Genomic DNA, 26147 nt, shown 5'->3' with positions numbered 1-26147 from the left:
CTGTGGCATCGAGCACCTTGACCGCGGACACACGGCTCTCGGCCCTGGCCGAGATGAGCGGGGACGAGCCGCTGGACGTGCTCGTCATCGGCGGCGGGGTGACCGGCGCCGGCATCGCCCTCGACGCCGCCACGCGCGGCCTGCGGACCGGCATCGTCGAGGCCCAGGACTGGTCCTCGGGCACCTCCAGCTGGTCGAGCAAGCTCGTCCACGGCGGGCTGCGCTACCTCCAGATGCTCGACTTCAGCCTCGTCCACGAGGCCCTCACCGAGCGTGACCTCCTCCTCAAGCACCTCGCCCCGCACCTCGTGAAGCGGGTGCCCTTCCTCTACCCGCTCGAGCACCGGGTGTGGGAGCGCGCGTACGTGGGCGCCGGCATCGCGCTCTACGACACCCTCGCGGGCCTCGCCCCCGGCAAGCGCGCGATGCCGCTGCACCGCCACCGCTCCCGCACGAAGATGGAGCAGCTCTTCCCCGACTTCCGCCACGACGCCGCGATCGGCGCCGTCCAGTACTGGGACGGCAGCGTCGACGACTCCCGGCTCGTCACCACCCTCGTGCGCACCGCCGCCGCCTACGGGGCGCTGGCCGCCAACCGCACGCAGGTCGTCGACCTCCACAAGGACGCCTCCGGCCGGGTCGCCGGCGCCCAGCTCAAGGACCTCGAGACCGGCGAGCTCCTCGACGTCAGGGCCCGCCACGTCGTCAACGCGACCGGCGTGTGGACCGAGGAGACCGAGTCGCTGTCGGGCACCGACGGCGGCCTGCGGGTCCTCGCGTCCAAGGGCATCCACATCGTCGTGCCGCGCGAGCGGATCCGCGGCGACGTCGGCCTGATCCTCCAGACCGAGAAGAGCGTCCTGTTCATCATCCCGTGGTCGCGCTACTGGATCATCGGCACCACCGACACCCCCTACGAGCACGACCTGCGCCACCCCGTCGCCACCAAGGCGGACATCGACTACGTCATCGAGCACGCCAACGCCGTCCTCAAGACGCCCCTCACCCGTGAGGACGTCATCGGCACCTACGCCGGCCTGCGGCCGCTGCTCCAGCCCGGGACCAAGGAGGGCACGTCCTCGGCGAAGGTCTCCCGCGAGCACACCGTCGCCTCCCCCGCCCCGGGCCTCACCGTCATCGCCGGCGGCAAGCTCACCACCTACCGGGTGATGGCCAAGGACGCCGTCGACTTCGCCCTCGGGGACGAGGCCAAGCGCCTGCCCTCGATCACCGACCGCATCCCGCTGCTCGGCGCCGTCGGCCTGCAGGCCGTGCGGCGGCGCGCCCAGCGGCACGCCACCCGCTTCGGCTGGTCCCGCGCCATGGTCGACCACCTCCTGCACCGCTACGGCTCCATGCTCGAGGAGATCGTGACGATGGTCGAGGAGCAGCCCGACCTGGGCCGTCCCCTCGAGCACGCCCCCGCCTACCTGCGCGCCGAGGTCGCCTACGCGGCCGAGCGCGAGGGCGTCCTCCACCTCGAGGACGTCATGGTGCGCCGCACCCGGCTCGTCTACGAGGTCCGCGACAGCGGCCTCGCCGCCGCGCCCGAGATCGTCGACGTCATCGCGCCGATCCTCGGCTGGGACGACGAGCGGCGGCAGGCGGAGATCGACGCCTACACCGCGCGCTGCGAGGCCGAGCGGGCCGCGGCGGAGGCACCCGACGACGACGCCGGAGAGCGCGCGCGTCAGCAGGCCCAGGACATCGTGCCGATGATGCCCCTGGCCTGACCCCAGACCCCTGGCGTCGCAACGCCGCGCCGTCAGGTACTCCATGTGAAAGAGAGGACAACGTGGACTTCTCCCTGATCTTCCTACCTGAGGTGCTGGGGACGGCGATGCTGACCCTGCTGGGTTGTGGCGTCGTCGCCAACGCGATCCTGCCCAAGACCAAGGGCAACGGCGGCGGCTGGCTGCTCATCAACTTCGGCTGGGGGCTTGCGGTCTTCGCCGGTGTGTACGTCGCCTACTCGACGGGCGCGCACATCAACCCGGCCGTGACGGTCGGCCTGCTCGCCGGTGACCAGCCCTTCTTCGCCGGCAACGAGGAGCTGGGCCTGGCGCCCATCGACAACACGCTGGGCAACGCACTGGTGTACTTCCTCGCCCAGATGATCGGGGCGATCCTGGGCGCCGTCATCATGTACGTCGCGTACAAGCGGCACTTCGACGAGGAGGCGCCGGGCGCCACCAAGCTCGCGGTCTTCGCCACCGGTCCGGAGATCCGCAGCTACGGGGCGAACTTCGTCACCGAGGTCGTGGGCACCTTCGTCCTGCTCTTCGTCATCGTCGCCTTCGGCAAGACCCCCTCGGGACTGGGGCCGCTCGCGGTGGCGCTGCTCGTCGTCGGGATCGGCAACAGCCTCGGTGGCCCCACCGGGTACGCCATCAACCCCGCCCGTGACCTCGGCCCGCGCATCGCCCACGCGCTCCTGCCGATCCGCGGCAAGGGCAGCAGTGACTGGGGCTACTCGTGGGTGCCCATCCTCGGCCCGCTCGTCGGCGGCGCCCTCGGTGGCTTCGCCGCCGTCCAGCTCCTCTGACACCTCAAGGCCAACGAACCGTCCACAGCGACGTGAAAGGACCGACATGGCTGACTACGTCCTCGCCATCGACCAGGGCACGACCAGCACCCGCGCGATCGTCTTCGACCACGCAGGCACCATCCACTCCACCGGGCAGATGGAGCACGAGCAGATCTTCCCGCGTGCCGGCTGGGTGGAGCACGACCCCGTCGAGATCTGGCGCAACGTCCGCGAGGTCGTGAGCATCGCGCTGTCGCGGGGCGACCTCACCCACCGCAACCTCGCCGCCGTCGGCATCACCAACCAGCGTGAGACCACCGTCGTGTGGGAGAAGAGCACGGGCAAGCCCGTCTACAACGCGATCGTCTGGCAGGACACCCGCACCCAGAAGATCGTCGACGAGCTCGCCGGGGACGAGGGCCCGGAGAAGTACAAGAAGACCGTGGGCCTGCCCCTCGCGACGTACTTCGCCGGGCCGAAGGTCAAGTGGATCCTCGACAACGTCGACGGCGCGCGCGAGAAGGCGGAGGCCGGGGAGCTGCTCTTCGGCACCACCGACTCCTGGGTGCTGTGGAACATGACCGGCGGGCCCGACGGCGGCGTCCACGTCACCGACGTCACCAACGCCTCGCGCACGATGCTCATGAACATCGACTCCCTCACGTGGAACGAGGACATCGCGGCCGACATGGGCATCCCGATGTCGATGCTCCCGGAGATCCGCTCCTCCTCCGAGGTCTACGGCAAGGGCCGCGAGGGCGGCTTCGTGCCGGGTGTGCCGATCTCCGGCATCCTCGGGGACCAGCAGGCCGCGACCTTCGGGCAGGCGGCCTTCGAGGTGGGCAGCGCGAAGAACACCTACGGCACCGGCAACTTCCTGCTCCTCAACACCGGCACCGAGCTCGTCCACAGCGAGAACGGGCTGCTGACGACGGTGGGCTACAAGATCGGTGACCAGCCGCAGGTGTACTGCCTCGAGGGCTCCATCGCCGTCACCGGCTCCCTCGTGCAGTGGCTGCGCGACAACCTCGGGATCATCAAGAGCGCGCCGGAGATCGAGAAGCTCGCCGCGTCGGTGGACGACAACGGCGGGGCGTACTTCGTCCCGGCGTTCTCCGGGCTCTTCGCCCCGTACTGGCGCTCGGACGCCCGCGGCGCGCTCGTGGGCCTCACCCGGTACGTCAACAAGGGCCACATCGCGCGGGCCGTCCTGGAGGCCACCGCCTACCAGTCCCGCGAGGTCGTCGACGCGATGAACGCCGACTCCGGCGTCGACCTCAAGGAGCTCAAGGTCGACGGCGGCATGGTCGCCAACGAGGAGCTCATGCAGTTCCAGGCCGACATCCTCGGCGTCGACGTCGTCCGTCCGCAGGTCACCGAGACCACCGCCCTCGGTGCGGCCTACGCGGCCGGCATCGCCGTCGGGTTCTGGAAGGGCGAGCAGGACGTCGTCGACAACTGGGGCGAGGACAAGCGCTGGACGCCGTCGATGGACGACGCCGAGCGTGAGCGCCTCTACCGCAACTGGAAGAAGGCCGTGACGAAGACCTTCGACTGGGTCGACGAGGACGTGGACTGACCCACTCCCCGGTCCCCCAACCGCGTCGAGAGCCGGATTTCTCCCCCGAGGAATCCGGCTCTCGGCGGTGGAGGGTGGCGCTGTCCCAGCGGGTGGGACGGGCGCCGAAGAGTGGTTGGACATTCAAGCGTCATGACGTAGCGTCGCAGACGTCGGGGGCACGCACGCCGTGCCCGAACGATCGCGGCGCCCGCCGCGAGCTGGGGAGGACCACCATGACCGTGCACACGAGTGTCAGGCCGCATCTCGCGCCGAGCACCGCCGTGTGCATGTGTCTGCACGCCGCGGCGTGCATGTGTTGTTGTCCCGCCTGAGGCGTTGACCCCGCGGGCCGCTGAGCCCGCCTCCGCCTTCCCGCGCCCACTGCGGCGCTGACCTCCCGCTCCTCCCGGGGCCGTGCTGTCGCACGCCCGGCCGTGAGGAGCACGCCGGAGCTCACCCACCCGCTGCCGCGGCACTGCCGCGTACCCAGTCCTGGAGCACCCATGACCGCCACCGCCCACCGCCCGCCCACCGCCCGTGAGGACGTCGTCGGCGCCCTCGCCGAGCTCGACCCGGCCACCGCCGAGGCGCGCCTGGCCAAGCCCGAGGTCGTCGAGCACACCCAGCGCGCGCACGACCACCTCTTCACCGACCCGGGCCGGCTGTCCCCCGCGCTGCGCCGGGCGCTGGCCGCGCGCGTCGCCGAGCAGCACGGCGCGCCCGGGCTCGCGCAGGAGCACCACCGGCACGACCCCGTCGACCTCGCCGTCGCCACCGCCGACGAGTCCGTCGCCGCCCTCGTGCGCCACGCGGACCTCCTGTCGCTGGCCCCCGCGCTCGTCACGCCCGACGACGTCGCCGCGCTCACCGCCGCCGGCCTCGACGCGGACGGCATCGTCCTCCTCTCCCAGGTCGTCGCCGTCACCGCCTACGAGGCGCGCCTGGTCACCGGCCTGCGCCTGCTCGCCGGCCACGACGACGACGGCGCCACCCCTGCCCCGGCGGCGGACCTGCCCGCCCGCGCCAAGTACGCCCCGGACCTCGCGCCGGGCGGACTCCCCGTGCCACGCGCCTACACCCGCGAGCTCCTCGGCTGGCTGCCGTGGGTGGAGCCGATCCCCACGCAGGAGCTGACCGACGAGCACCGCGCCGCCTTCGCCGGCAAGAGCGACGGCGCCTACTTCCGTCTCCTCGCCCGCGAGACCGGCGTGCTGGCCGCCCGCACGCAGATCGACCACGCAGTCTTCCTCACCCGCGTCGGCCTGCCGCGGGCCGAGCGCGAGCTCGCCGCCGCGGTGACGAGCAAGGTCAACGACTGCATCTTCTGCGCCTCCGTCCACGCCCGGAAGGCCGCCCAGCTGAGCAAGCGCCCCGCAGACGTCGACCGCCTCCTCGCCGCCGACGTCCCCCGCGGCCCCGGCTGGGCCCCGGCCGACCTGTCCGCACTGAGCGCGGGCCAGGACGAGCGGTGGGCCGCGGTCATCGACCTCGCCGCCGCCCTCGCCGCCTCGCCCTCGCGGGCCACCGCCGGGCACGTCGCCCGGCTGCGGGAGCTCGGCCTGGAGCCGGTGGAGCTCGTCGACCTCGTCGCCTCAGTCGCCTTCTTCTCCTGGGCCAACCGCCTCATGCTCACCCTCGGCGAGCCCCACCTCCCCGCCGACAGCCCGGCCACCACCGCCCCGACCACCCCTTCCGGAGAGACCCGATGACGCGCACCACCCTCACCGCCGCCGCCCTCCTCGCCTCGGCCCTCACCCTGGCGGCCTGCGGCCAGGTCGAGGTCGCCGGGCCGAGCGAGGCCGCCGACGGCGCCACCACCGCCGCGGCCGGTGAGATCACCGTCGTCGACGACCAGGACCGCGAGGTGACGATCGCGGGCCCGGTCGAGCGCGCCGTCGTCGCCCTCTCGTACAACAACGAGTTCGTCGAGGCGATCGGCGCCGGCGACCGCGTCGTCGGCGTCGACCGCGGCACCGTCCAGCGCGCGCCCTACCTCGGGCTCACCGAGGAGGACGTCGTCGGGGAGAGCATCGGCGAGCTCAACTACGAGGCGATCGTCGCGCTGGACCCGGACGTCGCGATCATCCCGCGCAACGGCGCCTGGCAGGAGGCCGCGGAGCGGCTGGCGGAGTTCGACATCCCGGTCGTCGTCGTCACCTCGTGGGACGTCGACGTGTTCGAGGAGACGATCGACCTCCTCGGGGAGGTCTTCGACGAGCCCGAGGGCGCCCAGGCCGTGCGGGACTTCCACGACGAGATCGTCACCGCCGTCGAGGACGCCGTCGCCGGCACCGAGCCGGTCCCCGTCTACTGGGAGACCGACCAGCCCTACATCACCGCGCTGCCCGGCTCGGGCTTCGACCAGGTCATCACCGGCGCCGGCGGCACGAACGTCTTCGGCGACATCACCGGCGGCGACGCGCAGCACGAGATCACCGTCGACCCGGCGGCCGTCGTCGAGCGCGACCCGGCCGTCGTCGTCCACGAGCAGCCGCCGTCGGCCGAGCCCTACGCGGCCGGGGAGGTCGACGAGGTCGTCGCCGGGATCCCCGCACGGCCGGGCTGGTCCGGGATCAGCGCCGTCGAGAACGGTGAGGTGTACGTGACGAACGGGTGGGCGACGTCGGGGCTCGCGAAGGCGATCGCCACCGCCTACCTCGCCACCTGGCTGCACCCGGAGGAGACGGCGGACCTCGACCCGGCCGGCTACCTCGAGCGCTGGGCCACCGAGTTCCAGGGCGTCACCGACTACCCGGGTGAGGACGCCTACGTCACCGTCGGGAGCGCGCAGTGACCACCGAGGCACCCGCGCGCCCCGACGCCACCCGCACCACGCCCGCCCCCGAGGTCGCGCAGCCCGGCAGCCTGCGGCGGGCGCTGGGCAACCACCGGCTGCTCGTGCTCGTCGTGTCGGCGGTGGTGACCGTCGTCGTCGTCGCGGGCTCGACGGCGGTGGGCACCTCCGGGGTGACCTTCGCCGACGCGATGCGCATCCTGTGGCTGCGCGTGGCCGGCGGGACGATCGAGCCCGAGTTCGTCCAGTCCTACGCGATCGTCGCCGACCTGCGTCTGCCCCGCGCGCTCCTCGCGCTCGCCGCGGGCGCGGCGCTGTCGGTGGCCGGCGCCGTCATGCAGGGGCTGCTGCGCAACCCGCTCGTCAGCCCCTTCACCCTCGGCGTCTCCCCCTCGGCGGCCTTCGGGGCGTCGCTGGCGATCCTGCTCGGCGGCGGCGGGGTCGCCTCGTCCAACCCGCTCGTCATCCTCTCCGCGCTCGCCTGCGCCGGGCTGGTGACGATGCTCGTCCTCGGGCTCGCGTCCGCGCGGAAGATGGCGGTCGCGACGCTGCTGCTCCTCGGCATCGCCGTCACCCAGCTCTTCGAGGCGCTCACCGCGGGCCTGCAGTACGTCGCCAACGAGAACACCCTGCAGGCGATCGTGCGGTGGACCCTCGGTTCGGTCAACGACGCGTCGTGGACCGAGGTGCGGGTCATGGGCGCCGTCGTCGTCGTGCTCCTGCCGCTGCTCCTGTGGTTCGCCAAGGACATGAACGCGATCGCCTTCGCCGGCGACGACGCCGCCCGCTCCCTCGGCGTCAACGTCACCGTGGTCCGGGTGGGGCTCATCCTCGTGTCGGTACTGCTCGCGTCCGTCGCGGTGTCCCTGTGCGGGGTCATCGGCTTCGTCGGGCTCGTCGGGCCGCACATCGCCCGGCTCATCATCGGCGCCAACCACCAGTACCTGCTGCCGATGTCGGCGCTGTCGGGCGGCGTGCTGCTCGTCGCGGCGGACACCATCGGGCGCACGGTCGTCGCGCCGTCGGTCGTGCCGGTGGGCATCGTCGTCGCGATGCTCGGCGCGCCCGTCTTCATCTACCTCATCATGACGCGGAGGGCCTCGAAGTGACTGCAGTCCAGGAACTGACGACGACGACGGCGGGAGCGGCCACCGCGGCGGCGGCACCGCCCGCGGCGCTGAGCATCCGCGACGTGGAGTTCGCCTACGGCAGGCACCAGGTGCTGCGTGGCATCGACCTCGACGTGGCGGCGGGGACCCTGTGCGCGCTGCTCGGGCCCAACGGCTCGGGCAAGTCGACGCTCACGAAGATCCTCGCCGGCGTGCTGCGCACCCGGCAGGGCACGGTGCGGCTCGGGGGCCGCGACCTGCTGTCGATGAAGCCGCGCGAGCGCGCCAAGGTCGTGGCCTACGTGCCGCAGTCGAGCGAGGTGCCCTTCGAGCTGACGGTCCGCGAGGCCGTGACGCTGGGGCGCACCCCGCACATGGGGATGCGGCCGGGCGCGGAGGACGTCGCGGTGGTCGAGGACGCGATCGCGCGGCTCGGGCTGGCTGAGCTCGCCGAGCGGCGGCTCTCCGACATGTCCGGCGGGCAGGCCCAGCGCGTGCTCATCGCCCGGGCCCTGGCCCAGCGGCCGCGGGTGCTCCTCCTCGACGAGCCGACCTCCGCGCTCGACCTGCGCTACCAGGTGGAGACGCTGCAGATCGTGCGCCAGGTGGCGCGCGAGGAGGGGGTCGCGGCGCTCATCGCGATCCACGACCTCAACCACGCGGCGACCTTCTGCCAGCAGGTGGTGCTCCTCAGCGGCGGACGCCTCGTCGCGGACGGGCCAGCGCCCGAGGCCTACGACGCCGAGCTCCTCGGTGAGGTCTACGGCCTCCCGGTCGAGGTCCTCCACGACGCCGGCCAGACCCAGGTCCGCCCGGTGCTCACCAAGGGCTCCCTCGCATGACCACCCCCACCCCCCTCCCCGCCGACAGCTCACTTCTTACTGATGGCGCACTGAGCGCCGACGTCGTCATCGTCGGCGGGGGGCCGCGTGCGGTCTCCGTCGTCGAGCGGCTCACGGCCCGGGGGACGCCGGAGCAGCCGGTACGCGTCGTCGTCGTCGACCGCCTCGAGGTCGGTGCCGGCGCGACCTGGCGCACCGACCAGAGCCCGCAGCTCCTCAACAACACCTACAGCGCGCACACGACGATCTACCCCGACGACTCCACCCCGATGTCCGGGCCGGTGACGCCTGGGCCGGACCTCGTGCAGTGGGCGCGCGATGTCGTCGCCGGCGTCCCGCGCCCGACGGCTCCCCCGTCCGCCGGCTGGAGCGCAGGACCTCGCCCCGACTGGGTCGCCGAGGAGGCGGCGGCCGTCCAGCCGTGGTCCTACCCGACCCGGCGCCTGCAGGGCGTGTACTTCCGCGAGCAGCTCGAGGCGATCCTCGCGCGCGGCGGCGTGGAGCTGACCGCGGCGGTGGGCACCGTCGTCGACACCGAGCGGGTGACAAGTGGCCTGTCGGCGACGGGTGAGCCATCCGTAACAAGTGAGCTGTCGGCGACGGGTCAGCCATCCGTAACAAGTGGCCTGTCGGCGACGGGTGAGCCATCCGTAACAAGTGAGCTGTCGGCGACGGGTGAGCCATCCGTAACAAGTGAGCTGTCGGCGGGGAGGGGGGTGTCCCTGACAGGTGAGCTGTCGGCCAGGGCCGAGGATCGGCGCCTGGTGCGGCTCTCCGACGGGCGGGTGTTCTCCGCCCGCGCGGTGGTGCTCGCCCAGGGGATGGTCCAGGCGGAGCGGTCGCGGGAGACCGCGGAGCGCGTCGCCGCCGCGGAGGACCACGGGCTCGTCTACGTCGAGCCGGGCATGCCGGCCGAGCGGGACTGGGACGTCGTCCCGGCGGGCGAGGACGTCGTCGTCGCGGGGCTCGGGGCGAACTTCTTCGACGTCGTCGCCGTCCTCACCGCCGGCCGCGGCGGGCGCTTCGTGCCCGGCGACTCCCCCTTCGACCTCACCTACCTGCCCTCCGGGCGCGAGCCGCGCCTGCTCGTCGGCTCCCGCCGCGGCCTGCCCTACCGCTCGAAGTCCTGGTACGGCGGTTTCCCGCCGCGCTACACGCCGCGCCTGGCCACCCGCGAGTGGTTCGCGGCCGCCGCGACGATCCCCGACCAGGACTTCACCCGCGACGTGTGGCCGCAGCTCGCCCGCGAGCTCGTCGTCGCCCACCTCACCACCCTGGCCCGGCACCACCCCGCCACCATCCCCTCGGCCGCCGACGGCAACCTCCCCGCCGGCCTGCTCGCTCGCGTCGCGGCCGCGGACGTGACCGAGCTCGACGGCCTGGTCCGGGACGTCGTCGTCGACCCCGCCCGCCACCTCGACGTCGAGCGTCTCGACCGGCCCGACGTGCGGCTGCCCTCACCCGAGGCGTGGCGGGCGTGGACCGCGCGCTGGGTCGCCGCCGAGCACGAGTCGATCACCCGGCCGCTGGCCAGCCCGCGCGCGGAGGTCAACCGGGCGATGGCGCTGCTGCGCGGGCAGGTCGCCGGGCTCGTGCGCGCCGGGGCGATCCACCCGGCGTCCGCCGTCCGCGACGTCAACGGCTGGTTCGGCACGCTCGGCCTCGCGCTCGCGTCCGGCCCGCCGCCGGAGCGCACCGCGCAGCTGCTCGCCCTCGTGCGGGCCGGCGTCGTCGAGCTCCTCGGTGAGGGCCTGTCCGTCACGGTGGAGCGCGGTCGCTTCGTCGCCCGCTCCCAGGTCATGGGGCGCGAGCACCGGGTACGCGCCTTCGTCGAGACCCGCATGTCGAAGGGCCACGCCGACGTCACCGACGACCCCCTGCTGCGCTCCCTGCTCGACTCTGGCCGCGCCCGCCTGCACGCGCGCACCGGCCCGGACGGCACGGTGGCCGCCACGCGGACCCTCGACGTGACGGCCGAGGAGTTCCACCTCCTCGACGCCGCCGGCCGGCCCGACCCGCGCGTCGTCGTCATCGGCATCCCGGCCGGCGACGTCCAGCCGGGCTCGGCGATCGGCGCGACACCGGGCGTCCCGTCACCGCTCGTCGCGGGCGCGGACCGCGCCGCCGCGCAGGTGCTCGCCCTCACCCGGGAGGCCGTGCCGGTCGGCTGAGCACGGCAGCCGACCAGGAGCGTGCCACAACGGGCCTCGACACGCGGATGCCCGCGCGCCGGCGCACGGCGTGCCGCGGCGGGCCGGCCGCCCTTGTGGCACGGGTCAGTGGTCCCGCCGGTGAGGGCGTCAGAGGTCGCGCGGGCTGAGGACGCAGAACTCGTTGCCCTCGGGGTCGGCGAGCACGACCCACGTGACGTCCGGGCCCTGCCCCACGTCCACGCGCCGGGCGCCGGCGTCCAGCAGCCGCTGCACCTCGGCGTCCTGGTCGTCGTCGGCCTCGGGCGCGAGGTCGATGTGGAGACGGTTCTTCACCGTCTTCCCCTCGGGCACGGGGACGAAGACGAGTCCCTGGCCCCGTTCCCGCGGCGGGACCCGGGTGAAGTAGCCCTCGTCGGCGAAGTGCTGCGGGACGATGACGACCTCGTCGTCGGCCTCGAACACCGTCATCCACCCGAGCACCTGCGCCCACCACGCCGCGAGCGCGCGCGGGTCCCGGCAGTCGACGACGACGCTGTACCAGCGCAGGGCCATGGCTCCTCCTCGGGTCTCGTCCTGGGAGTTTGGCACGGCGCGAGCGTGGGCGGGCGGGTAACAACTCAGCGCTCGGCGCGAAAGGGGGGCCGTCAGGCGACGACCCGCTCCTCCGTCACCGCCTCCGCGAGCGCCGCGGCGTCGCCGAGGGCCATGTCCACCCCGAGGTAGCCCTGCTCCCCCGCGGCGGTCGTCACCCGGAGGGTCGCCAGCCCGAGCAGCCGCTGGACCAGGGACTGCGTGACGTGCGCGCCGTTGATCCCGCGGACCTGGAGGGCGTCGGTCCGCCGGCTGAACCAGCCGCGCTGGAGGTAGAGGTACTCCCCGTCCAGGCGGTGGCCCAGCGCCCGGTAGTACCCGCGCCCGGCAACCACGCAGACCGGCACGAGCGTCGCCGGTACGAGCAGCAGCCAGGCGCTCCACCCGGCCCAGGCGACGCCGGCGCCGAGCCCGGTGGCCAGCACCGCCGTCGCGAGCAGGTACCGCACGACGGCCCGACGACGGGCGACGGGCGGGTGGGCGCGCAGCGGCCCGCCCACCGGGGCGACGTCGTCGTCCAGCACGGGGTGGCCGAGCAGGACGTTGGCGACCCGCACGGCGACGTCACGCGTGGTGGCCGGCAGCATCGAGGAGCTCTCGCTCATCATCTGCGCGAGGCTCACGCCGGTCATCACCGGGGAGAGCCGGGCGCCCCCGAGCAGCCGCGTGAGCAGGCCCCGGGACACGGTGACGCCGCGCAGGCGCTCCTGGTCTGCGGTGAAGGAGCGGGTGGTGAGCAGCCCGCGGGTGGCGAGGAAGCGGCCGCCGGGCTCGCGTACGAGCCGGTAGCCCCACCACGCCTCGGTGAAGGTGACGGCACCGGCCGCGATCCCCAGGAGCACGACGAGGACGAGGGAGGTGGCGGCCCACGCGGCCCACGGCACCCGGTCGACGACGCTCATCGCCTGCTCCCCGATCCACTCCTCCCGGCCGAACAGGGAGGCGAAGCCGTAGACGGTGCCGATCACCGAGACCGGCCCCGCGAGGAGCCACGCCCCGAACATCTGGTAGACGACCCAGCGCCGGCGCAGCGTCTGCACCTCCTCACCGCCGGCCTCCGCGAGGCGCGGGTCCACGGTGGAGGCGACGTCCTGCCCGCTGCGGCGCAGCAGCTCGGCGCGCAGGCGCAGCGCCGTGTCCCGCGGGAGCCCGTCGAGCGCGACCGTTCCCTCGCGGGTGAAGGAGTTGCCGCCCGTGCCCACCCGCAGCACGGCCAGCCCGAGGAGCCGGTTGCTCAGCGGCGCGGTGATGTCGACGGTGCGGATGCGGTGCAGGGCGATGCGGTTGCTGCGGCGCACGAGCAGCCCGGTCGTGTGCTGCAGCTCCTCGCCGGTGAGCCGGTAGCGGACCTTGAGGTAGTTGAGCGCCTGGTTCAGCGGGTTGAGCACCGCGAGGACGGCGAGCGCGACGACGGTGTACCGCGCGGTGTCGTTGTCGGTGTTGAAGAACCACCAGCCGGCGGCCGCCGGGACGAGCCGCACGAGCATCCGCAGGAGCGCCGCCGGGACGACCCGCAGGCTGAGCCGCTGCCACGGGACGTCGGTGGCGCCGTCGTCGTCGAGGACGTCCTCGTCGGTGAGCGCACCGGTCATGTCGCGTCCCCCTGGGTGCGGGCGACGGCGTCGGTGAGCTGGGTGACGAGATCCTCGGCCACCTCCGCCTGGAGCCCCTCGATCTGGACGGCGCCCTGCGCGGACCCGGTCGTCACCGAGACGGCGGCCAGCCCGAGCGCCCGGTGCAGGAGGTTGCGCTTGGCCTCGACCGTCTGCACGCGCGAGAGCGGCGCGATCCGCCACTCCCGGCCCAGCCACCCGGTGCGGGAGTAGACGGCGGTGCCGGTCGCCTCCCACCGGTGGGTGCGGTACCGCAGCCACGGCGCGAGGACGACGGCGGGGAGCAGCAGGACCGTGAGCGCGCCGGCCGCGACGAGCAGCCACGTCCGCCCGCCCTCCCACAGCGCGGCCGGGACGAGGGTGAGGACCCAGCCGACGACGAGGACGGTCGCGCGCGAGAGCAGCCAGTAGGTGCGTGCCCGCGGGGCGACTCGGTGGCGCGGAGGGCGGGGTGCGCCGGGCGCGGCGGGCGTGGTCTCGTGCTCGGGCACAGGGGCTCCTTGGTCCGGGGATCGGCCACCACACTAGAGAGGTCGCAGTGCCGCTCCATCAGCCTCAAGGCCAGGACGGGTCGTCCTCGAGGCTCGACCCGCGGCCCACCACCGCGAGCGGGCGGCGGACGGCTCGGTTACGTTGCCGCCCATGGGTGCTACCGAGCTGATACTCGTCCGCCACGGGGAGAGCCTGGGGAACGTCGCCGCCGCGCGGGCCCGGCAGACGGGCGCCGAGGTCATCGACGTCCCGGCTCGGGACGCCGACGTCGAGCTCTCGCCCACCGGCGTCGAGCAGGCCCAGGCGCTGGGCCGGTGGCTCGCCGAGCTCCCCGCCGCGGACCGCCCCGACGCCGTGTGGTCCTCCCCGTTCCGCCGCGCCCACGACACGGCGCTGACCGCGCTGGACGTCGCCGGCCTCGACGTGCCGGTGCGCCTCGACGAGCGGCTGCGCGACCGGGACCTCGGCATCACCGACACCCTCACGACCGCCGGCATCCGCAAGCGCTTCCCGGAGGAGGCCGAGCGCCGGGAGTGGCACGGGAAGTTCTACTACCGCCCCTCGGGCGGGGAGTCGTGGGCCGACATCGCCCTGCGCGTGCGCTCGCTCCTCGCCGACCTCGAGCGCCAGCGCCGCCACCGCCGCGTCCTCATCACCTGCCACGACGCCGTGCTCCTCGTCTTCCGCTACGTGTGCGAGGAGATGGACGAGGCGAGCGTCCTCGAGGTCAGCCGCACCCAGTTCGTGCGCAACGCCGCGGTCACCCGCCTCGTCCGCGAGGAGGACGAGGACCGCTGGACGCTCGCCGAGTTCAACTCCGCGGACCACCTCCGTGACCGGGGCGTCCCGGTGACCGCCCAGCACTCGCCGTCCGACGAGCAGGCCGTCGAGCACGAGGCGGGCGAGGTCCGGTGACGACCGAGCTCACGCCCGAGGTCCTGCGCGGGTGGCCGCTGCCCGAGCCGGGGCGCGGCAAGTACGCCCGCGGCGCGGTCGTCGTCGTCGGCGGCTCCCCGGGGTCCCCCGGCGCGGTCCTCCTCTCCGGGCTCGCGGCGCTGCGCGTGGGCGCCGGCAAGCTCTCGGTCGCCGTGGCCGCCTCGGTGGCGCCGGCCCTCGCCGTCGCCGTCCCGGAGGCGGGGGTGACCGCGCTCGAGGAGGACGACGGCGGGACGCTCACCGGCGGCGGGCTCGAGCCGCTGGAGCACAAGCTCGCCCGCGCGTCCGCCGTCCTCGCGGGCCCCGGTCTCAGCGACCCGGACAGCACGGTCACCCTGCTCACCGGGGTGCTCGAGCGCGTGGACGACGACGTCCCGCTCGTCCTCGACGCCTTCGCCGTCGGGGTCCTGCCGCGCCTGGAGGACCTCGCCCCGTCCCTGCGCGGCCGCCTCGTCCTCACGCCGAACGCCGACGAGATCGCCCACCTGCTCGACGTCGAGGACGTCCCCGACGACGACCTCCCGGGCGCCGTCCGCACCGTCACCGAGCGCTACGGCGCCGCGGTGACCTGCGAGGACGTCGTCGCCGCGGACGGGCGGCTGTGGCGCAAGGTGGCGGGCAACCGCGGGCTCGGCACCTCGGGCAGCGGTGACGTCCTCGCCGGCGCCGTCGCCGGGCTGCTCGCCCGCGGCGCCGAGCCGGGGCAGGCCGCCGCCTGGGGCACCCACCTCCACTCCGCGGCCGGGGACCGCGTCGCCGGCACGGTCGGCGGCGTCGGCTACCTGGCCCGCGAGCTCCTCGACGTCCTCCCCACCGTCCTCGAGGAGCTCGGCGGCACCTAGACCGCACGCGAAAGGGTGCGGACCCCGCCTCGGCGGGACCCGCACCCTCGACGAGCGGGGACCTAGACGGTCGCGCGCTCCTCCTGGACCACCTGACGCTCGAGCTTGGCGCCCTCGACGTCGACGTTCGGCAGAATCTTGTCGAGCCAGCGCGGCAGCCACCACGCCTTCTCCCCGAGGAGGCTGAGCACCGCCGGGGTGAGGGTCATCCGGACGAGGAAGGCGTCGATGAGGACGCCGAACGCGAGGCCGAAGCCGATCGGCCGGATCATCGCGAGGTGGGCGAAGATGAAGCCGCCGAAGACGGAGACCATGATGATCGCCGCGGCGGTGACCACCCGCGCGCTCTGGTTGAAGCCACGCACGACGGCGACGCGTGCGTCGGCCCCGTGGACGTGCGCCTCCCGCATCCCCGAGACGAGGAAGACCTGGTAGTCCATCGCCAGGCCGAAGAGCACCCCGATGAGGAGCACCGGCAGGAAGCTGAGGATCGGCCCCGCCTCGTTGACCCCGAACAGGTCGGAGAGGAACCCGAGCTGGTACACCGCGACGACGGCACCGAAGGATGCGACCACCGTGAGGAGGAAGCCCACGGAGGCGAGCAGCGGCACCCAGATCGAGCGGAACACGAGGAGCAGGAGGACGAGTGAGAGGCCGACGACGACGAGCAGGTAGATCGGCAGGGCGTCGGCCAGCTGGTCGGAGATGTCGATGTTCGCGACCGTCTGCCCGGTGTAGCCCATCTCGACGTCGTGCGCGGCCCCGAGCTCGTCCTCGCCGTCGAGCAGCGTGTTGACCAGCGCGACAGTCGACTCCTCGGAGGGGCCGTCGGCGGGCATGATCTGGAAGGCGAGGGTGTCGCCGTCCTCGCTCGTCCCGAAGGGCACGACGTACTGGACGCCGTCGACGGCGAGGAGGTCCTCGGCGATGTCGAGCTGGGTCTCGGTGAGGGCCGCCTCGTCCTGCGTCGGCTCCGCGAGCGTGGCGACGCCGATGATCGGGCCGTTCGCGCCCGCCCCGAAGTTGTCCCGGATGAGGTCGTAGGTGCGGTAGGCGGTCGAGCCAGCCGGCTCCTGGCTGCCGTCGGGCAGCCCGAGGCGGAGCTGGGTGGTGGGGATGGCGAGGAGGCCGGTGATGGCGACGACGCCGATGATCGCGAGCCACGGGTGCTGCTGGACCTTGTAGGCCCAGCCCCGGGAGTCCGCGCCGTTCTTGCGCTCGAGGCGCGTGCGCTGCTTCGCCGGCAGGACCCGCTCCCCGAGGAAGGACAGCAGCGCGGGGGTGAGCGTGACCGCCGCGAGGACGGCGACGACGACGGTGCCCGCGGCGACGTAGCCCATGACGCCGAGGAACGGGATGCCGGTGAGGCCGAGCGCGGCGAGCGCGATGACGACCGTCGCACCGGCGAAGGTGACCGCGTTGCCGGCGGTGCCGGTGGCGAGGGCGATCGAGTCCCGCACGCCCATGCCGTCGGCGAGCTGCATCCGGTGGCGGTTGAGGATGAACAGGGAGTAGTCGATGCCCACGGCCATGCCGAGCATGAGCGCGAGGGCGGGGGTCACGCTGGTCATCTCGACGACGCCACTCAGCGCGAGCGACGCCCCGACGCCGACACCGACGCCGACGAGCGCGGTGAGGAGCGGCAGACCCGCGGCGAGCAGGGAGCCGAGCAGGACGAGGAGGACGACGACGGCGACGACGACGCCCACGACCTCGGCCGGGCCGAGGATGGAGGAGATGTCGGAGACGATCTCCGCGCTGTAGTTCACCTCGATGCCCTCGTCGGCGAGCGTGTCACCGATCTCCTGCACCTGGGCGGTGACCTCGGGGTCGAGCTGACCGCCCGAGGACTCGAACTGCACCTGCGTCATGGCGACGGTGCCGTTCTCCGAGACCTGGCGCAGCCCGGAGGTGAGCTCGGCGAGCCGCTCGCCCTGGTCGAGCTGGGTCTCCCCCGCGGTGATCTCGGCCTCGGCGGCGGCGAGCTCCTCCTCGCCCGCCTCGAGCTCGGCGCGGCTGGCGGCGAGCTGCTCCTCGCCGGCGGCCAGCTCGGCCTCGGCGGCGGCGAGCTGCTCCTCGGCCCCGGCGGCCATGGCCGGCGGCATCATGTCGATGGAGGCCTCGAGCTCGGCGCGCTGGGCCTCGAGCTGCTCCCGGCCCGCGGCGAGCTCGGCCTCGGCGGCCTCGAGCTGCTCGCGCCCGGCGGCGAGCTCGGTGCGGCCCTCGTCGAGCTGCGCACGGCCCGCCTCGAGCTCGGCCCGGCCGGCCTCGATCTCGTCGAGGCTGCCGTCGAGCTGCTCCTGGGTGGCGAAGGGGTCCATCGACCCGACGACGCCGTCGAGCGCGCTCCACTGCTCGGTGACGTCGGCGACGGCGGCCTGCTGCTCGTCGGTGAAGCCGTCCTCGGCGGAGAAGGTGACCGTGCCGATGCCCGCGGCGGCCTCGGGGATCTCCTCCTGGAGGTCGTCGAGCACCACCTGGAACCGGCTGCCGGGGATGCTGAACTCGTCGCTCAGCGGCTCACTGAGCGTGGCGGCGCCCGTCGCGGCGAGCGCGATGACGACGAGCCACGTGATGACGGTCGCCCAGCGGTGCTGGGCGCTCCATCGTCCGAGGCGGTGCAGGAGTGAAGCCACAGGGGTTCCTTCCGGGATGTGGTGGTGCTGGGAGAAAGGGGACGTCAGGACGCGGGCCGGCGCCACCCGGCGTCGGCGTGGGCGAGGACCCGCAGGAGCGTGTCGTTGAAGGCGGCGACGGCGTCGCGCGGGTCGCGGCCGACGGCGGTCGGCAGCCAGGCCCGCTGGACGGTCTCGAAGAGCGCCATGACGGCGGCGGCGAGGGAGCGGACGCGCAGGTCGTCGCCCTCGCCGAGGCGCTCGCGCAGGACGTCGACGAGCCACTCCTCGTGGTGCTGCCACACCCGCAGCTGGAGCTCGCGGCCGCGCAGCGAGCTGCCCGGCGTCGTGGGCAGCCAGCCGAGGAGGATCTCCGCCCCGAGCGGTTCCTCGCGCAGGGCCGCGACGATGGCGACGAGCGGCTCCTCCTCCGCGGGGCGCCGGCGCAGCGCGTCGGCCATCCGCTCGAGCGGCTCGGCCAGGCCGGCGGCGACGACCGCCTCGATGCCGGAGAAGTAGTTGAAGAAGGTGCGCCGGGAGACACCGGCGCGGTCGGCGATGTCCTCGGCCGTCACGTCGTCGAGCCCGCGCTCACGGGCCAGCTCGCGCGCCGCGTCGACGAGGGCGAGCCGCGTGCGCGCCTTGTTGACCTCGCGTCGGCCGGTCGATTCGGACATAAAACCGAGTCTCAGTCGTCGATGCACTGCGTGCAACTTTGCCCGCTGTGCAGTTGCGCACACACTGCCCTTTCGGCCCTTCCGCCGGCCCGGCGTCGGGAGTAGGTTGCGCGCCACCACGAGCAGCACGCTGCCGCCCGCGGTACTCCCTGGAAAGGGGATCGCGATGAAGCGCTTGACCAGACTCCTCCTCGGACTCGTCCTCGGGTTGGCACTCGTCCTCCCGATGGGCGCCTCGGCTCAGGCCGCCCCCTACTGCGGCATCACGTGGGGCTCGCTCGCCAAGGCGCAGAGCCCCGGCTCCGCCCTCACGTCGATCACGAACGTCCGCGCGGGCGAGCACTCCTGCTACGACCGCATGGTCATCGACGTCCGCGGTGACGTGCGCGGCTACTCCGTCCGCTACGTCGACCAGGTGTACGCCGAGGGCAGCGGGGCGCGTGTCCCGCTGCGCGGCGGCGCCAAGCTCGAGGTCGTGGCGCACGCCCCGACCTACGACCCCGTGACGGGGCGCAGCACCTACACCCCGTCCAACCGCAAGGAGCTGCGCAACGTCAGCGGCTACTCGACCTTCCGCCAGATCGCCTCGGGCGGGAGCTTCGAGGGCCAGACGACGATCGGCCTGGGCGTGCGGGCCCGGCTGCCCTTCCGGGTGTTCGTCCTCGACGGCCCGGGCTCCGGCTCGCGACTCGTCATCGACGTCGCCCACCGCTGGTAGCGCACGACGGCGGGTGGCCGGGCATCTCGCCCGGTCACCCGCCGTCGGGAACTGCGCACAGGTTGGCGACACGCGCGCGACACGCCGGGACACCTGACGCTCACCGACACCTCGCGCGGACCTGTGCGCAGATCGGCGTCACCTGCCGGGACAGGCGGCGGCGACACGACGAGACTGGGACCGGCCGTACCGCCTCGCCGATGCGACAGGGACCATGACGCCACCCACCGAAGCCGCTCCCGCCCACGCCCGCGCCGTCGTCGACGTCCTCGCCCACCTCGGCGCCGGCGACCAGGGCCTGAGCCGCGAGGAGGCCGCCGCTCGTCTCGAGCGGCACGGCCCCAACCGGCTACCCGAGCCGGAGCGCGAGTCAGCGCTGCGGCGGCTGCTGCGCCAGCTCCGCGACCCGATGATCTACGTCCTCATTGCCGCCGCCGTGCTCACCGCGGTGCTCGGCGAGTGGGTCGACACGATCGTCATCGCGGCCGTCGTCCTCACCAACGCCGTCATCGGCTACGTCCAGGAGGGCAAGGCGGAGGACGCCCTCGAGGGCATCCGCCAGATGCTCTCGCTGGACGCGCAGGTGCGGCGCGAGGGCGCGTGGCAGACCGTCCCCGCCGAGGACCTCGTCCCCGGCGACCTCGTGCGCCTCTCCTCCGGGGACCGCGTGCCCGCCGACGTCCGGCTCACCCGCGCGAGCACGCTGCGCATCGAGGAGTCGGCGCTCACCGGTGAGTCCGTACCGGTGGACAAGGGCACCGACCCGGTCGCCCCGGACGCGGGCATCGGGGACCGGACCTCGATGGCCTTCTCGGGCACCGTCGTCGCCGCGGGCTCGGGCACCGGGGTCGTGACGGCCACCGGGCAGGACACCGAGATCGGGCACATCACGACGCTGCTCGAGGAGGTCGAGTCCCTCGAGACGCCCCTGACCCGGCAGATGAACGCCTTCGGGCGGGTGCTGTCGCTCGTCGTCGTCGTCCTCGCCGTCGTGATGTTCGCGCTGGGCGCGCTGCTGTACGACGACACGCTCGGCGAGCTCACCCTCGCGGCGATCGGCTTCGCGGTCGCCGCGATCCCCGAGGGCCTGCCCGCCGTCCTCACCATCACCCTCGCCCTGGGCGTGCAGACGATGGCGCGGCGCCACGCGATCACCCGGCGGATGAGCTCGGTGGAGACTCTCGGCTCGGTCACCGTCATCTGCAGCGACAAGACCGGCACGCTCACCCGCAACGAGATGACGGTCCGGACGGTCGTCGCGCCCGCCGCCCGCTTCGACGTCACCGGCACCGGGTACGCGCCCGAGGGCGAGATCCGCCCGGCCGGCGAGGCGACGACGACGGCGCAGCACCCGAGCGTCCTTGCCCTCGCGGAGGTCGCGGCGCGGGCCAACGACTCGACCGTCTCCCACCGTGGTGGGGAGTGGGTGCTGTCCGGTGAGCCGACCGACGGCGGGCTGCGCACCTTCGCGCTCAAGGCCGGCGTGGACGGCGACGACGACGCCCGGCTGGACGCCGTCCCCTTCGACTCCGCCTACAAGTACATGGCCACCCTGGACCGCACCGCGCAGGGCGCGGTCATCCACCTCAAGGGCGCGCCGGACCGGCTGCTGGACCGCTGCGACTCCCAGGGCACCGGGCTGGAGGACGCCGCGCCGCTGGACCGGGCGTTCTGGGAGGCGCAGATCGAGGAGCTCGGCGCCCGCGGGCTGCGGGTGCTGGCCGCCGCGGCCCGCCGCGCCGACGACGGCGCCACCTCGGTGAGCACCGAGGACGTCGACGCCGGCGGCTTCGTCCTCCTCGGTCTCTACGGCATCATCGACCCGCCCCGCGAGGAGGCCGTCGCCGCGATCCGCGCCTGCCGGCAGGCCGGCATCCGCGTCAAGATGATCACCGGCGACCACGCCGGCACCGCCACCGCCATCGCGCGGGAGATGGGGATCGGGGACTCGACCGTCACCGGCGCCGAGCTCGAGACCGCCACCGACGAGGAGCTGCGCATCATCGCGACCGAGCACGACGTCTTCGCCCGCACGAGCCCCGAGCACAAGCTCCGGCTGGTCCAGGCCCTGCAGGCGAACGGCGAGGTCGTGTCGATGACCGGCGACGGCGTCAACGACGCGCCGTCGCTCAAGCGGGCCGACGTCGGGGTCGCCATGGGGATCAAGGGGACGGAGGCGACGAAGGAGGCGGCCGACGTCGTCCTCGCCGACGACAACTTCGCCTCGATCGAGTCGGCCGTCGAGATGGGCCGCACGATCTACGACAACCTGCGCAAGGCCATCGTCTTCATCCTGCCGACCAACGGCGCGCAGGGGCTCGTCATTCTCGTCGCCGTCGTCCTCGGGCTCACGCTGCCGCTCACACCGGTCCAGGTGCTGTGGGTCAACACGATCACCGCGGTCACCCTCGCCCTCGCGCTGGCCTTCGAGCCCTCGGAGCCCGACATCATGCGCCGGCCGCCGCGCACGCCGGGCGGCTCGATCCTGCCGCGCTCGGGGCTGCTGCGGATCGGCTACGTCTCGGTGCTCATCGGCGGCGCGACGATCGCGGTCTTCCTCCTCGGCCAGGAGGCCGGGCGCGGTGTGGCGGAGTCGCGGACGGTCGCCGTCAACACCCTCGTCGTCGCCCAGATCTGCTACCTCTTCGCCAGCCGCTTCAGCCGCACGACGAGCCTGCGCCGCGAGCTCCTCACGACCAACCCGGTCTCATGGGTGTGCGTGGCCGTCATGCTCGCGCTGCAGCTGCTCTTCGTCTACGCGCCCTTCATGCACACGGCCTTCGGCTCCACCGCGGTGGGGCTGACCGACTGGCTGGTGCCGGTGGGCGTCGGGGTGGTGGTGTTCGCCGTCGTCGAGGTGGACAAGGCGCTGCGGCGCCGCTGAGCTCAGAGCGCGACGGTCCGGACCACGAGCGGGACGAGGAACGCGGCGAGGAGGAAGACCATCGCCCAGTCGCCGAGGCGCAGCGCCCCGACGAAGGTTCGCGTCCTCTCCCCCCACGTCACGGGCTCGGCGCCGGCGGCTCGGGCTCGGGCGAGCGCCAGCCACCAGGAGCTGCCGAGGAAGGTGCCCCCGACGACCAGCAGCGCCACCCACTGCACCCACAGCGGCCAGGAGTCCATGTCCACCCTCCGTCAGAGTGCGACGGTGCCGGCGATCGCCGTCGTCGTCCGCCCGCCCACCCACAGCCCGCCGTCGGGGGCGGTGACGTGGACCCGGCCTCCGCGGCCGAGCGCAGTGCCCTGCGCGGCCACGTACGGCACCGTGACCACGCCGGTGTCGGTGAGCCACTGCGCGAGGCCGGCGTTGAGGCTGCCCGTGACCGGGTCCTCGGAGAAGTCGGCACCGAACGCGCGGACCTCGACGGCGGTCCCGTCGCTGCCGGGCGCGGCGACGACGCCGAGGTGGAGGTCACCGAGGTCCGCGTAGCGTGGCCGCACGGCGAGGACGGTCTCCCGCGAGCGCAGCCGCAGCGCCAGCCACGGCGGGCCGTTGTCGAGCCAGGACGCGTCGACGACGTCGCCCGGGTCCAGCCCGAGGGCGTCGGTGGCGCGGGCGAGGGTCTCGTCGTCGGGCGCCTCGTAGCGGCGCAGGGCGGGGGCGGCGAAGGACCAGCGGCCACCGGACTCGCGCAGCTCGACGAGCCCGACGCCGCACTCCTGGACGAGCCGCCCCGCCGTCGCCGCGGTCCCGCCCGAGGCGAGCCACGCGTGGGCGGAGCCGAGGGTCGGGTGCCCGGCGAAGGGCAGCTCGGTGCCGGGGGTGAAGATCCGCACGCGGTAGTCCGCGGCGGGCTCGCTGGGCGGGAGGAGGAAGGTGGTCTCGGAGAGGTTGGTCCACGCCGCGAAGCGCTGCATCTGCTCGGTGGACAGGCCCTCCCCGTCGACGACGACGGCCACCGGGTTGCCCTCGTAGGGCTCCGCGCCGAACACGTCCACCTGGAGGAATCGCCGCTGCAGCATGCCCGCACCCTACGGCGCCCGGTGTCGGTGCGCCGCCGTAGGCTCGGTGCGTGGAGATCGTCGTGGCCGAGGAGACCGGCGGGGTCCGGCTCACCGTCCTCGACGACGGCGCCGCCCCGGCCGCGTCCGTCGTGCCCGCCGACGCGCTGGCCGCCCGGGTGGCGGAGCTCGAGGCCGCCTCGCGCCCGCGCTGGGTGTGGGCCGACACCGCGACCATCTACGCCCGGCTGCTGCGCGCCGGCGTGCGGGTGGAGCGCTGCTTCGACCTGCGCCTGTGCCGCACCATCCAGCGCCGCGCGGTCGACGCGCCACCGCCGTCGGACCTGTGGGACGACGTCGAGGAGCCGGAGGACCGGCCCGACGCCCCACCTACCCTCTTCGAGTCCCTCACCCTGCCCGCCGACGAGGTGCTCGCCGAGCGGCTGCGCCAGCGGGAGGCCGTGACGGCGAGCCGCGAGCCGGGGCGGCTCGCCACCCTGCTCGCGGCGGAGTCCGCCGGGGCGCTGCTCGCCGCGGAGATGCGCCACGACGGCCTGCCGTGGGACCGCGCCGCCCACGACCACCTGCTCACCGAGGTGCTCGGCCCGCGCCCGCCGCTCGGCGCGCGGCCGCCGGTGCTCGAGGCGCTGGCCGAGGACGTCCGCCGCGCGCTCGACGCACCGAGGCTCAACCCGGACTCCGGGCAGGCGCTGCTGCGCGCGCTGCACAGCGCGGGGATCTCCGTGCAGACCACCCGCAAGTGGGAGCTCGAGCAGGTCGACCACCCCGTCGTCCCGCCGCTCCTCGAGTACAAGAAGCTGTCCCGCCTCCACAGCGCCAACGGCTGGGTCTGGGCCGACGAGTGGGTGCGTCCCGGTCCGCCCGGCGCGGGCCGCGAGCGCTTCCACCCCGACTACGTCCCCGGCGGCGTCGTCACCGGCCGGTGGGCCACCCGCGGCGGCGGGGCGCTCCAGCTGCCCAAGCAGGTGCGCGGCGCCGTCGTCGCGGACCCGGGCTGGACGCTCGTCGTCGCCGACGTCGCCCAGCTCGAGCCGCGCGTGCTCGCCGCAATGGCCCGCGACGAGGCGATGGCGCGGGCCGCGCGCGGCGGGGACCTGTACCAGGGGCTCGTCGACCAGGGCGTCATCGACACCCGCGCGCACGCGAAGGTCGCCATGCTCGGCGCGCTGTACGGCGCGACCACCGGGGCGGCCGGGGACCTCGCGCCCCGCCTGCTGCGCGCCTTCCCGCGCGCCACCGCCGTCGTCGAGGGCGCCGCGATGCGCGGGGAGGTGGGCGGCACCGTCCGCACCTGGCTGGGCCGCACCTCCCCCGCTCCCCCGCCCGCGTGGAAGGCCGTGCAGGACCGGCAGCACGAGGGCGAGGCGACCGACGACGACCGCCGGCGCGCGCGCCGTCTGGCTCGCGACTGGGGCCGCTTCACCCGCAACTTCGTCGTCCAGGGCACCGCCGCGGAGTGGGCGCTGTGCTGGCTCGCGGACCTGCGCGCCCGCCTGCGGGTGATGGGCGGCGCCGGCGGCGCGGGCCACAGCCCGCACCTCGTCTTCTTCCTCCACGACGAGGTCATCGTCCACACCCCCGCGGTCCTGGCCGACGACGTCGCGACGGCGGTCCGCGAGTCCGCCGCCGGCGCCGGCCGGCTCCTCTTCGGTGACTTCCCCGTCGACTTCCCCCTCGACGTCTCCGTCGTCGACACCTACGCCGACGCCGAGTGACAGCCCCCGGCGCAGGTCCCACCCCGGCGCAGGGCCCACCCCCAGCGCCGACAGCTGGATTCCGCCCACCTCCTCCCGCCGGCAGGAGGACCGGGTCTAGAGTGCCGGCGCCTCGAGCACGAAGAAGAGGAAGCACAGGAAGGCGCTGCGCTCCCCGCTGACGATGCGCGGCGGGAGGAGCTCGGGCGGCGTGTCCGGCGACGGCTCCGGCTCCTCGACGAGCGAGATGGTGAAGCCCGCGTCGGTGAACGCCCGGGTCATCGCGCGCAGCGGGCGGTGCCAGAACGTCACCTCGGTCGGCTGGCCGTCGAGCTCGAGCGTCTCGACGTACTCCCGCGTGGCGAAGTAGTCCTCCTGCGGGAAGTTGAAGACGCGGACGTTGGGGTGGTTGACCGACAGGAGGAGCCGGCCGCCAGGCCGCAGCACCCGCCTGAGCTCGGCCAGCGGCGCGCTCCAGTCCTCGAGGTAGTGCAGGACGAGGGAGGCCACGACGTCGTCGAAGCTGTCGTCCGCGAAGGGCAGCGGCTCGGCGAGGTCCCCGACATGGAGGGGCACGTCGTCGCCGAGGCGCCGCCGGGCGAGCTCGACCATCGCGGGGCTCGCGTCCAGGCCGGTGACGACGGCGCCCCGCCGGAGCAGCTCGGCGGCCAGCGGACCCGAGCCGCACCCGGCGTCGAGGACCCGGCGGCCGCGCACCTCGCCCGCCAGCGACAGCATCGCCGGCCGCTCGTAGTGCGCGTTGAGCATGCTCGACGCGTTCTCGGCGTCGTACCGGGCGGCGAAAGCGTCGTACTGGGCAGCCTTCATGGGTCTCCTTCGGTGGACGGCCGTGCGAGGCGAACACCGCACGCTAGGTGCTCGAGTCCTGCGCACAGGTCGGCGACACGCGGACGACCCGCCGGGACAGGTGACGCCCACGCCCCTGGCCGCTGGACCTGTGCGCAGCTCCGGCGCACCCGGCCGAGGCCTGCCCACGGACACCGCGCGGCAGCCCGGCCG

21 protein-coding genes are annotated in these 26147 nt (G+C 74.0%); 13 read left to right on the top strand and 8 right to left on the bottom strand.

The window, feature by feature from the left end; all coding sequences use genetic code 11:
* Positions 1-2 precede the first annotated feature (2 nt).
* From H9624_RS13370 to H9624_RS13335, 8 genes are all read left to right on the top strand, one after another.
* Positions 3-1733: a glycerol-3-phosphate dehydrogenase/oxidase gene (locus H9624_RS13370; RefSeq protein WP_372435149.1), complete on the top strand. Its 1731-nt coding sequence runs from the start codon at positions 3-5 to the stop codon at positions 1731-1733.
* 62 nt (positions 1734-1795) lie between these two features.
* Entirely contained in the window at positions 1796-2545 is a 750-nt protein-coding gene (locus tag H9624_RS13365; protein WP_307784965.1) for an MIP/aquaporin family protein, read from the top strand.
* A gap of 46 nt (positions 2546-2591) precedes the next feature.
* Positions 2592-4106 carry a glycerol kinase GlpK gene (gene glpK / locus H9624_RS13360; protein ID WP_251840386.1) on the top strand — a complete coding sequence of 505 codons (1515 nt, stop codon included), beginning with the start codon at positions 2592-2594 and terminating at the stop codon, positions 4104-4106.
* A gap of 485 nt (positions 4107-4591) precedes the next feature.
* Positions 4592-5797, top strand: a complete 1206-nt coding sequence (locus H9624_RS13355) for a peroxidase-related enzyme (RefSeq protein WP_251840385.1) — start codon at positions 4592-4594, stop codon at positions 5795-5797.
* On the top strand, positions 5794-6882 hold the full coding sequence (locus H9624_RS13350; protein WP_251840384.1) for an ABC transporter substrate-binding protein: 1089 nt from the start codon (positions 5794-5796) through the stop codon (positions 6880-6882). The genes H9624_RS13355 and H9624_RS13350 overlap by 4 nt, the downstream gene beginning before the upstream one ends.
* Complete coding sequence (locus tag H9624_RS13345) at positions 6879-7991, top strand: FecCD family ABC transporter permease (RefSeq protein WP_251840383.1); 1113 nt, start codon at positions 6879-6881, stop codon at positions 7989-7991. The genes H9624_RS13350 and H9624_RS13345 overlap by 4 nt, the downstream gene beginning before the upstream one ends.
* The gene (locus tag H9624_RS13340) at positions 7988-8833 is read left to right on the top strand and encodes an ABC transporter ATP-binding protein (RefSeq protein ID WP_251840382.1); all 846 of its coding nucleotides are present in this window, start codon (positions 7988-7990) and stop codon (positions 8831-8833) included. The genes H9624_RS13345 and H9624_RS13340 overlap by 4 nt, the downstream gene beginning before the upstream one ends.
* On the top strand, positions 8830-11004 hold the full coding sequence (locus H9624_RS13335; RefSeq protein WP_251840381.1) for an FAD/NAD(P)-binding protein: 2175 nt from the start codon (positions 8830-8832) through the stop codon (positions 11002-11004). The genes H9624_RS13340 and H9624_RS13335 overlap by 4 nt, the downstream gene beginning before the upstream one ends.
* 129 nt (positions 11005-11133) lie before the next feature.
* Here the strand turns inward: H9624_RS13335 and H9624_RS13330 are convergent, their stop codons facing one another.
* From H9624_RS13330 to H9624_RS16975, 3 genes are all read right to left on the bottom strand, one after another.
* Positions 11134-11538, bottom strand: coding sequence for a VOC family protein (locus H9624_RS13330; protein WP_251840419.1), 405 nt, complete (start codon positions 11536-11538; stop codon positions 11134-11136).
* A 92-nt stretch (positions 11539-11630) separates the two neighbouring features.
* Positions 11631-13169, bottom strand: a complete 1539-nt coding sequence (locus tag H9624_RS13325; RefSeq protein ID WP_251840380.1) for a PH domain-containing protein — start codon at positions 13167-13169, stop codon at positions 11631-11633.
* A complete protein-coding gene (locus tag H9624_RS16975; RefSeq protein ID WP_251840379.1) occupies positions 13166-13681 on the bottom strand; it encodes a PH domain-containing protein in 516 nt (171 codons plus the stop codon). Before H9624_RS16975 ends, H9624_RS13325 begins: the two co-directional genes overlap by 4 nt.
* A gap of 151 nt (positions 13682-13832) precedes the next feature.
* Here H9624_RS16975 and H9624_RS13315 point away from each other — a divergent pair, with 151 nt between their 5' ends.
* Both H9624_RS13315 and H9624_RS13310 read left to right on the top strand, forming a co-directional pair.
* Positions 13833-14597, top strand: a complete 765-nt coding sequence (locus H9624_RS13315; protein WP_251840378.1) for a histidine phosphatase family protein — start codon at positions 13833-13835, stop codon at positions 14595-14597.
* Positions 14594-15460, top strand: a complete 867-nt coding sequence (locus H9624_RS13310) for an NAD(P)H-hydrate dehydratase (protein ID WP_251840377.1) — start codon at positions 14594-14596, stop codon at positions 15458-15460. The genes H9624_RS13315 and H9624_RS13310 overlap by 4 nt, the downstream gene beginning before the upstream one ends.
* Positions 15461-15522: 62 nt before the next feature.
* On the opposite strand, the gene H9624_RS13305 is transcribed toward H9624_RS13310, so the two are convergent.
* The gene (locus H9624_RS13305) at positions 15523-18096 is read right to left on the bottom strand and encodes an MMPL family transporter (protein ID WP_251840376.1); all 2574 of its coding nucleotides are present in this window, start codon (positions 18094-18096) and stop codon (positions 15523-15525) included.
* Positions 18097-18140: 44 nt separating this feature from the next.
* Positions 18141-18752: a TetR/AcrR family transcriptional regulator gene (locus tag H9624_RS13300; RefSeq protein ID WP_251840375.1), complete on the bottom strand. Its 612-nt coding sequence runs from the start codon at positions 18750-18752 to the stop codon at positions 18141-18143.
* Between the two features lie 166 nt (positions 18753-18918).
* Here H9624_RS13300 and H9624_RS13295 point away from each other — a divergent pair, with 166 nt between their 5' ends.
* Both H9624_RS13295 and H9624_RS13290 read left to right on the top strand, forming a co-directional pair.
* Positions 18919-19470, top strand: coding sequence for an AMIN-like domain-containing (lipo)protein (locus tag H9624_RS13295; RefSeq protein ID WP_251840374.1), 552 nt, complete (start codon positions 18919-18921; stop codon positions 19468-19470).
* Positions 19471-19684: 214 nt separating this feature from the next.
* Positions 19685-22354: an HAD-IC family P-type ATPase gene (locus H9624_RS13290; protein WP_251840373.1), complete on the top strand. Its 2670-nt coding sequence runs from the start codon at positions 19685-19687 to the stop codon at positions 22352-22354.
* Positions 22355-22356: 2 nt separating this feature from the next.
* On the opposite strand, the gene H9624_RS13285 is transcribed toward H9624_RS13290, so the two are convergent.
* Positions 22357-22593, bottom strand: a complete 237-nt coding sequence (locus tag H9624_RS13285) for a hypothetical protein (protein ID WP_251840372.1) — start codon at positions 22591-22593, stop codon at positions 22357-22359.
* 12 nt (positions 22594-22605) lie between these two features.
* Complete coding sequence (locus tag H9624_RS13280) at positions 22606-23433, bottom strand: PhzF family phenazine biosynthesis protein (protein WP_251840371.1); 828 nt, start codon at positions 23431-23433, stop codon at positions 22606-22608.
* A gap of 50 nt (positions 23434-23483) precedes the next feature.
* Between H9624_RS13280 and H9624_RS13275 the strand changes: the two genes are divergently transcribed.
* Positions 23484-25148 carry a bifunctional 3'-5' exonuclease/DNA polymerase gene (locus tag H9624_RS13275; protein ID WP_251840370.1) on the top strand — a complete coding sequence of 555 codons (1665 nt, stop codon included), beginning with the start codon at positions 23484-23486 and terminating at the stop codon, positions 25146-25148.
* Between the two features lie 96 nt (positions 25149-25244).
* Here H9624_RS13275 and H9624_RS13270 read toward each other — a convergent pair whose 3' ends face one another.
* Entirely contained in the window at positions 25245-25955 is a 711-nt protein-coding gene (locus tag H9624_RS13270) for a class I SAM-dependent methyltransferase (RefSeq protein ID WP_251840369.1), read from the bottom strand.
* Positions 25956-26147: the final 192 nt, after the last annotated feature.

It is taken from the genome of Oceanitalea stevensii (genome assembly GCF_014837105.1).
Lineage (GTDB): Bacteria > Actinomycetota > Actinomycetes > Actinomycetales > Actinomycetaceae > Oceanitalea > Oceanitalea stevensii.
The sequence above is the reverse complement of the archived record's forward strand: the minus strand, read 5'-3'. Positions and strand labels throughout refer to the sequence as shown.